At 59.7% G+C, this 7,821-nt stretch carries 8 protein-coding genes; 6 read left to right on the plus strand and 2 right to left on the minus strand.

Annotated features, from left to right (window positions below):
- Window positions 1-5: 5 nt before the first annotated feature.
- The gene (locus tag ACOI1H_RS22120; RefSeq protein WP_422440230.1) at window positions 6-686 is read right to left on the minus strand and encodes an aspartate/glutamate racemase family protein; all 681 of its coding nucleotides are present in this window, start codon (window positions 684-686) and stop codon (window positions 6-8) included.
- Window positions 687-1,010: 324 nt separating this feature from the next.
- Here ACOI1H_RS22120 and ACOI1H_RS22125 point away from each other — a divergent pair, with 324 nt between their 5' ends.
- The 6 genes from ACOI1H_RS22125 to ACOI1H_RS22150 all read left to right on the plus strand — a co-directional run bounded on the left by ACOI1H_RS22125 (window position 1,011) and on the right by ACOI1H_RS22150 (window position 7,530).
- The gene (locus ACOI1H_RS22125) at window positions 1,011-2,018 is read left to right on the plus strand and encodes an ABC transporter permease (RefSeq protein ID WP_422440231.1); all 1,008 of its coding nucleotides are present in this window, start codon (window positions 1,011-1,013) and stop codon (window positions 2,016-2,018) included.
- Window positions 2,019-2,105: 87 nt separating this feature from the next.
- On the plus strand, window positions 2,106-3,038 hold the full coding sequence (locus ACOI1H_RS22130; protein ID WP_422440233.1) for a sugar-binding protein: 933 nt from the start codon (window positions 2,106-2,108) through the stop codon (window positions 3,036-3,038).
- Window positions 3,039-3,118: 80 nt separating this feature from the next.
- Complete coding sequence (locus tag ACOI1H_RS22135) at window positions 3,119-4,621, plus strand: sugar ABC transporter ATP-binding protein (RefSeq protein WP_422440234.1); 1,503 nt, start codon at window positions 3,119-3,121, stop codon at window positions 4,619-4,621.
- Window positions 4,622-4,652: 31 nt separating this feature from the next.
- Window positions 4,653-5,546 carry an NAD-dependent epimerase/dehydratase family protein gene (locus tag ACOI1H_RS22140; RefSeq protein WP_422440235.1) on the plus strand — a complete coding sequence of 298 codons (894 nt, stop codon included), beginning with the start codon at window positions 4,653-4,655 and terminating at the stop codon, window positions 5,544-5,546.
- A 95-nt stretch (window positions 5,547-5,641) separates the two neighbouring features.
- Complete coding sequence (locus ACOI1H_RS22145; protein ID WP_422440237.1) at window positions 5,642-6,667, plus strand: LacI family DNA-binding transcriptional regulator; 1,026 nt, start codon at window positions 5,642-5,644, stop codon at window positions 6,665-6,667.
- Window positions 6,668-6,696: 29 nt separating this feature from the next.
- The gene (locus ACOI1H_RS22150; protein ID WP_422440238.1) at window positions 6,697-7,530 is read left to right on the plus strand and encodes an SDR family NAD(P)-dependent oxidoreductase; all 834 of its coding nucleotides are present in this window, start codon (window positions 6,697-6,699) and stop codon (window positions 7,528-7,530) included.
- Between the two features lie 91 nt (window positions 7,531-7,621).
- Here ACOI1H_RS22150 and ACOI1H_RS22155 read toward each other — a convergent pair.
- Window positions 7,622-7,821: helix-turn-helix domain-containing protein (locus tag ACOI1H_RS22155; protein WP_422440239.1), on the minus strand; the 200-nt coding region annotated here is incomplete at its 5' end.

Raw genomic sequence — 7,821 nt, forward strand, 5'->3', positions numbered from 1 at the left:
AAAGGTTACGCCAATTTTGCCTGTAAATACCGAAACCCGCTGTCGGGGCTGGTCAGTACGAGGCGCGGCCCGATCCTGTCTTTCACACGGTCCAGCGCGCGCGCCATCGACGCCTGCGCCAGCACGATCACATCGACCTGAGGCGCCAGCGCCAGCAGCGCCTCGGCCACCAGACGGTCGTGGCTGGCGACATCGCCGCGCCCCAGACACCCGAACGCCCCATCCACCAGGGCGGGGGTGATGTCACAGGGGTCGCCCGTCTGCGTGGCGGTGCGTGCGATCAGGTCGGATGTGGGCGCCAATGTCGTGCGCAGGGTCGCCAGCACGCCGATACGTGGCCCTGCCGCGACGGCCTCCTGCGCCATGCCCTGATCGATCCGCAGCAGGGGCACCGGACACAGCGCCTGCGCCGCATCGACCGCAGGCCCCAGCGACGAACAGGTGACGACGACTGCCGTCGCACCGGCATCGACGGCGGACCATACCAGTCCGGTCATCCGACGCATTGTCTGCGGCGACAGATCATCGTCGCGGATTGTCAGTCGCAACAGGCTTTCGTCAAGCATGTTAAAGCGTTGCCAGTCTGGAAAATAGGTGCTGGCCAGCGCCTCGAACTCGGGAATCAGGCCGGCAACCGTGTGGATCATGGCCAGTGTGCCGCCGGTGGCGCTGTGGGAATGTGTCATGCGGGGTATCCTTGGCGGGGCGGTATAGATTGCCGCCTATAGTGTAATTCCGAAATCGTAGCGCTGTCATTGCAACTAGGTCAATGGGCTGAATCGCCTTTTGCGACCGGTCTCGGGGTCATTCTGATCCCGCAGACGTAATATCAGCCACGATTGTGCCAAGGATGGCGCAACAATAGGATTGACATATAGCTGCTCTGTGTGGATTTAATGATAGCGCTGCCATAAACGGTGGGTGACCGCAGGCCATGTTCGGCGGTTGGCGACGGGATCATCGGTTGGAAAAGGGTCTGCGGTGCTGGCCCAGCGGGGGAGGAAGTCGGCATGCAGACAACGGACGTGGATACGCCGCCAAAGGGGATCGTGATGCAGGTGCTGCGCTGGATGTATGACCTGCGTCTGGTGCGCGAGGTGAACGTGCTGATCGCCGTGTTGGCCGTAGGCTTGCTGATCAGTCTGGCGACGCCCTACTTTTTGACGACCAACAACCTGATGGGCGTGTCCCGCGCGTTTTCGCTGACCGCCATCATGAGCATCGGGATGGTAATGGTGATTATAACCGGTGGAATCGACCTGTCTGTCGGATCCGCGATGGGTTTGGCATCCCTGATCACTGCGATGTGTTTCGATGCGGGATTTGCCATGCCGATCAGCATACTGGCAGGGCTGGGTGTCGGCATGTGCTTTGGCCTGACAAACGGCCTGTTGATCACCGCGATTGGTCTGCCACCATTTATCGCGACCCTCGGCACGCTCAGCATCGGGCGCGGACTGATGTACATGATCACGCATGGCGTGCCAGTCACGCCGGACACACCCCCCGCTTTTTCGGCACTGGGTCAGGGCTATGTCGGGTTCGTTCCCGTGCCCGTCGTCATCATGATAATCTTGATGGTGATTTTTGCACTGGTCATGCAACGCACGCGGTTCGGGCGCCACGTCTATGCGACTGGGGGCAATGAGTACGCCGCACGCCTATCCGGGGTCAAGACGAACCGGATCAAGCTTTACGTCTATATCCTGTCCTCGACGATCGCATCCTTGGCTGGGATCATCGGGTTCTCGCGGTATCTGTCCGCCGAACCGGCATCAGGTTTCGGATCGGAACTTGACGTGATTGCGGCTGCCGCAATCGGCGGTGCCAGCCTCGCTGGCGGCGTTGGCAGTGTAGCGGGGGCGGTGCTCGGTGCCGCGCTGGTCGGTGTGATCGCAAACGGTATCGTGCTGCTGAACATCAATACCTATGCCCAGCAGGCCATCACGGGCGGCGTCATTCTGATCGCTGTTAGCCTAGATGTACTGCGCAACAAACTTTCGGGGATGAACGGCTAGGGAGGGCTGTGAAACGAACTGATAGAAACGACGACAATCTTGGAAACAGTCCCGTCTCCGAATGGAGCGGGCGAGGAGGAGAAACTCATGCGTAATATTTTTAAGTCAGCTTCGGCTGCAATCGTCACGATGGCCTTGTTTGCGGGATCGACCGCCATGGCGCAGGATATAACGATCGCTGTGGTCCCCAAAGTGGCGGTGCCGTTCTTCGACGACGTCAACACTGGTGCGCAAGAGGCGGCAACGGAACTTGGCGTGAATTATCAATGGGTTGTACCGCAAAACACGCAAGGTGCGACACAGGTCAAGATTATCGAAGACCTGATCGCGCGACAAGTCAGTGGTATCGCGATTTCCGTGAACGAGCCAAAATCGGTCGAAGGCGTGATCAAGCAGGCGATGGATGCAGGCATCAAGGTGCTGACCTTTGACAGCGACAGCGCCGACAGTGGGCGCAGCATGTACATTGGCACAATCAACAAGCAGGCTGGCGTGACAATGGGTAACTCGATGGCTGAAGCGCTGGGTGGCACCGGTAAGGTCGCCATCGTGACCGGACAGTTGGGCGCGTCGAACTTGAACGAACGCATCGATGGCGTGAAAGAGGCGCTTGCTGCTTATCCTGACATCGAAGTTGTGGCCACGGAAGGCACGGAAGATGACCTTGCCAAGGCAGTTTCCGTGACAGAAGCTCTGTTGCGCGCAAATCCGGACCTGGCGGGAATCTTCGGGATCAGCCAAGTCGGCGGTCCGGCTGTTTCCAAGGTATTGGCGCAGCAGGAATTCGCAGATTATGCTGGGAAGCTGAAGGTCTTTGCCTTTGACGACTTGCCCGACACCATCAAAGGCGTCCAGGACGGCTTTATCAATGGCATCATGGTACAGCGTCCCATCACGATGGGTCGTCTGGCCGTCGAACATCTCGTCGCCCAGGTCAAAGGTGAAGAAACTACCAGCGAAGATGTAGATACCGGCGTCACGGTCGTGAACGCCGAAAACCTTGAAAACTACACCAAGTAAGCGACCTGTTCGCAGGCAGAGCGTACATCTCGCCCTGCCTGTGAACACAGATGGTTTCAGATCGGCTGACGGAGATCTCCATGACTTTTTTTCTCGAAATGCTGGGGATCTCCAAGACTTTTCCTGGCGTAAAAGCGCTCAAGAACGTCGATCTGCAACTTGCGCGGGGCGAAGTGCATGTCGTCGCTGGAGAGAACGGTGCTGGCAAAAGCACACTGATGAAGATTATGACCGGCGTGTTCAAGGCCGACCCCGGCGGGATCATCCGCGTCGACGGACAAGCTGTCACGATCAAGGATCCGGTCCACGCCCGGTCGCTAGGCATCAGCATAATCTATCAAGAACTGGCCGTCGTGAATAATTTAACGGTTGCTGAAAACATCTTTCTGGCCCGCGAACCGCTTGGCCGAACCGGCCTGATCGACCGGCGTCGCATGAACGCTGACGCACAGGCGGTGCTGACCGAACTGGAAATGAACATCGCGCCCACCACGATGGTCGGCACCCTTTCCATCGGGCAACAACAGATGGTCGAGATTGCGCGCGCGATCTCCTATCGCTCAAAACTGATAATCATGGACGAACCGACTGCATCGCTCAGCCATCACGAGGCGACAGTGCTGTTGCGTATGGTCCGAAAGCTGACTGCGCAAGATATCGGCGTGGTTTATATCTCTCACCGGCTGGACGAAATCTTTGACATTGCCGACCGGGTCACTGTCTTGCGTGACGGCGCAACCGTGGATTCCCGTCCCATCGCAGAGATGACCCGCGACATTTTGGTGCGAAAGATGGTGGACCGAGAGCTGTCGCAACTCTTCGGTCACCACGACACTCACGTGACCGCCGAGGTTCTCTTATCGACCAGCAGTCTGGGACTGAAACGCCAGGGCGGGCAGGGGGCCCGGGTCTGCGACATCACCTTCGATCTGCACAAGGGAGAGGTCCTCGGCTTTTTCGGCCTTGTCGGATCGGGCAGGACAGAGATCATGGAAATGCTCTTTGGTAGCAGGCCCTATGTCGGCCAGATCCAGGTCGGGGGACACAATGTCTCGATCAACTCGCCGTCGCAGGCCATCGACCTGGGCCTCGGCTTCGTCACCGAAGATCGAAAAGAACAGGGTCTTGTGCTTGGAATGAACGTGCGGGAAAACTTCAGCCTGACGCATCTGTCCGATTACTGCACCTACGACGTGGTCAACCGGCGGCGCGAAAAAACCGCGACACAGGCCTACATCCGGTCGCTGGGGATCAAGACGCCGTCGACCGAAGAGAAGGTGCTAAACCTGTCTGGCGGCAACCAGCAAAAGGTCGTGATCGCCAAATGGGTGGCGCGCCAACCCAGAATTCTAATCGTCGACGAACCGACGCGCGGCATCGATATCGGTGCCAAGGCAGAGGTGCATACCTTGCTGAACGGTCTGGCCGAAAAAGGTGTGGCGATCATCGTTGTTTCCTCTGACCTGCCTGAGGTTTTGGCGATCAGCGACCGCGTCGTCGTCCTGAAAGAAGGCCGTATCGCCGCTATCCTGGCCCGGACTGACGCGACGCAGGAAAGCGTCATGCTGGCAGCGACCGGATAACCCCACATTTCCCCCAAAACTGGAGACGACAATGACTCAACGCATCATCTTTACGGGCGGGACCGGCAAGGCCGGCCGGCATGCGTTACCCTATCTTCTGGACAAGGGCTACGACGTCCTGAACGTTGATCTGAAACCCTTTGATCATCCGGGCGTGAATACGCTGATCGCCGACATTACCGATAGCGGGCAGGTCTATAACGTGCTTTCCATGCACTTTGGCCTTGATGGTTACAACGCCGGTCCGCTGCCCGCCGTGCCAGACGCTTTGGTGCACTTCGCCGCTATCCCCCGCGTGATGATCCATCCCGACAACACCACATTTGTCCAAAACACTGTTGGCACCTATAATGTGATTGAGGCCGCGATGAAACTCGGCATCCGCAAGGTGATCATCGCCAGTTCCGAAACGACATACGGCGTCTGCTTTGCCGAAGGCGACCGGGATTACCATGCCTTTCCTCTGGAAGAGGACTACGACAGCGACCCACTGGACAGCTACGGGCTATCCAAGGTCGTCAACGAAAAGACCGCCCGCGCCTTTGCGATGCGCTTTGGTGCCGATATCTATGCTCTGCGGATCGGCAATGTGATCGAACCGCATGAATACGACATGTTTCCCGCGTTCCTCGCCGACCCACTGAGCCGCAAGCGCAACGCATGGAGCTATATCGACGCTCGCGATCTGGGGCAGATCGTCGATCTGTGCCTGCAGAAGGACGGTCTGGGCTATCAGGTCTTCAACGCTGTCAATGACACAATAACCGCCGATCTTCCGACGGCGGAGTTCCTTGCCAAATACTGCCCCGACACTCCCATCACCCGCCAGATGGATCCGCACGAAGGGCCGCTGTCCAACCGCAAGATCCGTGAGGTGTTGGGATTCAAGGAGGCGCACAACTGGCGCCAGTACGTCACGCGGTAAGGCGATGTGAAACAGATGGTTCGCCACCCCTTTTTCCGTTATTTACAGGACCGGTCCTGCAGCCAGCCCGCCATGTTGTTGCAAAGGAAAAGCCATTGACCAAAACTCGCCAGCGCCTGCCTGATCGCAAAAGCAAGGTGACCGTGCGCGAGGTCGCCCTGATGGCGGATGTCAGCGAATCCACCGTATCGCGGATCATGCGTAATCAGGGTCTGGTTGCTGACGCGACCCGCGCTAGAGTGATGGAGGCGGTTCGCGAACTGGGCTACGTCCCGAACCGGATCGCAGGCTCGCTGGCGTCGCTCGACTCACATCTGGTTGGTGTCGTGGTGCCGTCGCTGTCCAACATCGTGTTTCCAGAGGTGTTGCAGGGCATCAGCGCGGGACTTCGGTCGTCGCATTATCAGGCGGTCATCAGTATCACCGACTATGACGTGAACCGCGAGGAAACGCTGGTCCGCAGTATATTGTCCTGGCAGCCGGCGGCGATCCTGATTACCGGGTTCGACCACACGATGGCCACGCGCAAGATGTTGGACCAGAGCGGGGTGCGCGTAATCGAAATGATGGATATCGACAGCGCCCCCATCGACGCCGCCGTGGGCATGTCGCACCGCCGCGCAGGGCTGGCCGCCGGTCAGCACCTGCTCGCGCGCGGCTATCGGCGGTTCGGCTATGTAGGGCACGACTGGAACGCCGACCGCCGCGCGCGTTTGCGCTATGACGGATTGAGCGAGGCGCTGAGTGCGGCGGGACTGTCGTTCGTCGCCCATGCAGTCGGCGACGGCCAAAGTTCGGTCTCGATGGGCCGTGACGAGACCGCCCGGTTGCTTACGCAGAGCGATGTCGACGTGGCAGTTTATTCCAACGACGACATGGCGGTTGGCGGTATTTTTCATTGCATGGACGCCGGGATCGCGGTGCCGGGCGCGCTAGGCATTTTCGGCTTCAACGGGCTGGAGATCGGTCGCGATCTGCCACAGCCGCTGTCCACGATCCGGTCCAACCGGTTCATGATCGGCCAATATGCGATCGAACTGTTCCTGAAATCGCCTGACCGGCCCGACACTCCCACCATCATCGATACCGGATTCGAGATCTTTACCGGTGCCACGGCCTGACCGGCCTCATTTTTTCAGGAGTTTTCATCATGCACGCCGCCTTGTCCAACGGGTCCGTTGCCGTCATCACCGGGGCGGCATCCGGTATCGGTCTTGCTGCCGCCCACAATCTTGCGGGGCTGGGGCTGCGCCTGTGTATGGCCGATCTGGAGCAGGGGCCGCTGGACACCGCGCGCGATGCGCTGATCGCGGCGGGGGCAGCGCCTGACGATGTGATCGCGGTGCCCACCGATGTCGGCGACGTGGCCCAGCTGACCGCGCTGGCCGACCGGGCCTATGCCGCGTTTGGCTGCGTCAACCTGCTGATGAACAACGCGGGGATGCAGCCGGGCAGTTCGATTTTCGATACAGAAGGCAACTGGGACCGCATCATTGCCGTCAATATGTTCGGTGTGGTCCGGGGGTCGCAAATCTTTGCCCCGCGGATGATCGCGGGCGGCCAGCCGGGCCTGATCGTCAACACCGGATCGAAACAGGGGATCACCACGCCGCCGAGCGATCCGGCCTACAATATCTCGAAATCCGGGGTCAAGGTATTCACCGAGGCGCTGCAACACACCCTGCGCAACACGCCTGACCATCAGACCGAGGCGCGTCTGTTCATCCCCGGCTTCGTCTTTACGCCGCTGGCCGCGCCGGGCCGCACGGAAAAGCCTGACGGGGCGTGGACCGCGCAGCAGACCGTCGCCTTTTTGATGGATGCGCTGGCGGGCGACGATTTCTACATCCTGTGCCCCGACGGAGAGGTGGATCGCGGCACCGATGAAAAACGGATCCTATGGGCGGCAGGCGACATTGTCGAAAATCGCCCGCCACTATCGCGCTGGCACAAGGATCACACGGCGGATTTTGCCCGCCGCTGACGTGGTCGGCGTTGCCCCGTGCATGGCGTCACATCGCCTGCGCGGACCCCTTTGATGGGTCCATGGCTTGCGGGCACCGGATCAAATGATGTCACTTTCGGGTCAAACCAGCTGGGTCACCACGGTTTCCTGCGCCTACATCAGGCGGTACGCGCTGGATCGGACCGCTCTCGACGATCTCCACAAGCGCTTGGCGTTGGGCATCATTAAGCTTGGACCGCGGGCCGGGCGGCTTGCCATCAATCAACGCATCCGGGCCGCGGGCATTGAACCGCATAACCCAGTCCCGCG

This window comes from Loktanella sp. DJP18 (assembly GCF_049310965.1).
In the GTDB taxonomy this organism is placed as follows: Bacteria; Pseudomonadota; Alphaproteobacteria; order Rhodobacterales; family Rhodobacteraceae; genus Loktanella.

Excerpts from the sequence above, each read along its gene's own strand:
- ACOI1H_RS22120 (WP_422440230.1), bottom strand. The coding sequence starts at position 686 with ATGACACATTCCCACAGCGCCACCGGCGGCACACTGGCCATGATCCAC.
- ACOI1H_RS22125 (WP_422440231.1), top strand. The coding sequence starts at position 1,011 with ATGCAGACAACGGACGTGGATACGCCGCCAAAGGGGATCGTGATGCAG.
- ACOI1H_RS22130 (WP_422440233.1), top strand. The coding sequence starts at position 2,106 with ATGCGTAATATTTTTAAGTCAGCTTCGGCTGCAATCGTCACGATGGCC.
- ACOI1H_RS22135 (WP_422440234.1), top strand. The coding sequence starts at position 3,119 with ATGACTTTTTTTCTCGAAATGCTGGGGATCTCCAAGACTTTTCCTGGC.
- ACOI1H_RS22140 (WP_422440235.1), top strand. The coding sequence starts at position 4,653 with ATGACTCAACGCATCATCTTTACGGGCGGGACCGGCAAGGCCGGCCGG.
- ACOI1H_RS22150 (WP_422440238.1), top strand. The coding sequence starts at position 6,697 with ATGCACGCCGCCTTGTCCAACGGGTCCGTTGCCGTCATCACCGGGGCG.